Source organism: Geminocystis sp. CENA526 (genome assembly GCF_050753365.1).
Taxonomy (GTDB): Bacteria; Cyanobacteriota; Cyanobacteriia; order Cyanobacteriales; family Cyanobacteriaceae; genus Geminocystis.
Genome location: NZ_JBLZFY010000226.1, coordinates 1 through 2,263 on the forward strand (window position 1 = coordinate 1; position 2,263 = coordinate 2,263).

At 36.9% G+C, this 2,263-nt stretch carries 2 protein-coding genes; both read left to right on the forward strand.

What is annotated here, in order from left to right:
* Window positions 1-70: 70 nt before the first annotated feature.
* On the forward strand, window positions 71-1,408 hold the full coding sequence (locus ACN4EE_RS22915; protein ID WP_431708826.1) for a TrkH family potassium uptake protein: 1,338 nt from the start codon (window positions 71-73) through the stop codon (window positions 1,406-1,408).
* A gap of 7 nt (window positions 1,409-1,415) precedes the next feature.
* Window positions 1,416-2,168 carry a potassium channel family protein gene (locus tag ACN4EE_RS22920; protein ID WP_431708827.1) on the forward strand — a complete coding sequence of 251 codons (753 nt, stop codon included), beginning with the start codon at window positions 1,416-1,418 and terminating at the stop codon, window positions 2,166-2,168.
* Window positions 2,169-2,263 lie beyond the last annotated feature (95 nt).

Consider the following 2,263-nt stretch of genomic DNA (forward strand, 5'->3'; position numbering starts at 1 on the left):
CCCTCTTCCCCCTCCCCCCCTCCATTCCTTCATCAAAAGCCCATGAGGCAACCCCCTATTATTTATTAAAATGACTATTGCTCGAACTATTTGTCTGGGTTTTATTGCTGTAATTGCAGTTGGTACATTATTATTAATGATGCCTTTTTCTACGGAAACAGGAGAATGGGGAGATTTTGTTACCTCTTTATTTACCTCTACTTCTGCTGTGTGCGTGACGGGGTTGATTGTGGTGGATACGGGTACTTATTTTTCCTCTTGGGGAGAATTTTTCCTTTTATGCTTAATTCAAGTGGGCGGATTGGGCTACATGATTACCACCACTTTTTTAATTCTCCTCATGGGCAAAAAGTTCGATTTTCGTCAAAAACTGGCGATGAAGGAATCTTTCGATCGACCCTTTTTACAGGGTAGTCGTAATTTAATTATATCTGTATTTGCCACTACCTTAATTTTAGAATCGATCGCTGCTTTTGCACTATCCACCATATTTATCCAAGATTATGGATTTTTTCAAGGTGTATGGTTAGGGATTTTTCATGCTATCAGTGCTTGGAATAACGCAGGATTTAGCCTTTTTGAAGATAGTTTAATGGGTTATAAAACCTCTATACCGCTTAACTTAATTATCACTGTGTTAATTATTGGCGGGGGGATTGGTTATCAAGTAATTATAGAATGTTTTTTGTGGATTATAGATAAGTTTAATCGTCATGCTCATCATAAATTTGATTTATCCCTTAACTTTAAAGTGGTAATCCGAACTACTGCTATTTTGTTAGTCTTGGGTTCGATCGCATTTTTTCTTACCGAATCCCATAACTCTAACACCTTCGATAATTTATCCCTGTCAGAAAAATTAATTGCCTCTTGGTTTCAGTCTGTTTCTACCCGAACAGCAGGATTTAACACCATTGATATTAGTCAAATGAGTATCGCAGGATTATTCGTTAGTATCGGCTTAATGTTTGTGGGAGCAAGTCCTAGTGGTACGGGAGGGGGTATTAAAACTACTACTCTAAGTATTTTATTAAACAGTACTAGAGCCGTATTAAGAGGGCAAGAAAAAGTAGTAATGTATAAAAGAGAAGTTCCCGTATCTTTAACCTTAAAAGCTATGGCTGTGGTATTTGGTTCAGGTGTCACCGTTGTCACCATTACCCTGATTATGTCTTTAGTTGATCCGGGGTTTGAATTTATTGCTATACTTTTTGAGGTGGTATCTGCTTTTGCTACCGTAGGTTTATCCACAGGCATTACAGGCAGTTTATCCATGTTAGGAAAATTAACCTTAGTTTTTACGATGTATTTAGGACGAGTAGGAGTATTATTATTTATGGGAGCTATTGTAGGAGATCCTCGCCCCAGTCGCATCCATTATCCTCAAGAAAATTTGTTAGTAGGTTAAAGTTTATATGACTACCCATAATAATCCCCTTTCAAATAATCCTCAACAAAGATTTAAAAATTTTTTTAGTTTAGATCTCGGTTCGTTAAAATTCTTAAATAGTCTTAGAAAAAGTACTCGTCAATTTGCCGTTATTGGTTTGGGTCGATTTGGGAGGGCAGTGTCACAAACCCTTTATAATATGGGGCATGATGTTTTGGGGGCAGATATGGATGAGAAATTAGTTGCCCAAGCCTTAACAGATAAAATCGCTACTAATGCTATTCGTCTTGATTCTACAGAAGTGAGCGCTTTAAAAGAAGCGGGTATTTTTGAATTGGATACCGTCATTATTGCCATTGGTAACTATTTAGAAGAAAGTATTATTACCACTCTCAATGTTAAGGAAGCTGGAGTTAAATATATTGTTGCCAAGGCATCCTCGGAAACCCACGGGAAATTATTAAAAAAGGTGGGTGCAGATTTAGTAGTTTATCCTGAATTTGATGCAGGTTGTGAATTAGCTTATACTTTAACTAAGCCCGGTATTCTCGATCGATTTGAATTAGACCCTGATAATAGTATAGTAGAGGTATCTATTCCCCCCGAATTTGACGGTAAAACCCTTGCGGAAGTGAAATTGCGTAGTCAATATGGTTTAAACGTCTTAGCCGTAGGCAATGATGACAAATTTTTGATTAACCCTCCCCCTCAATATGTGTTGACTCAGGGGTTATCAATGGTGGTAATCGGCTCAAACAAAGATATTAATAGATTATAACCCACATTCCGCACGTCATCTAGTATTATAAGAAAAATATAAACAAATCTCCTAACTTATCAAGTAAAAATACTGAGTTTTGTTTTGTTCTGTTT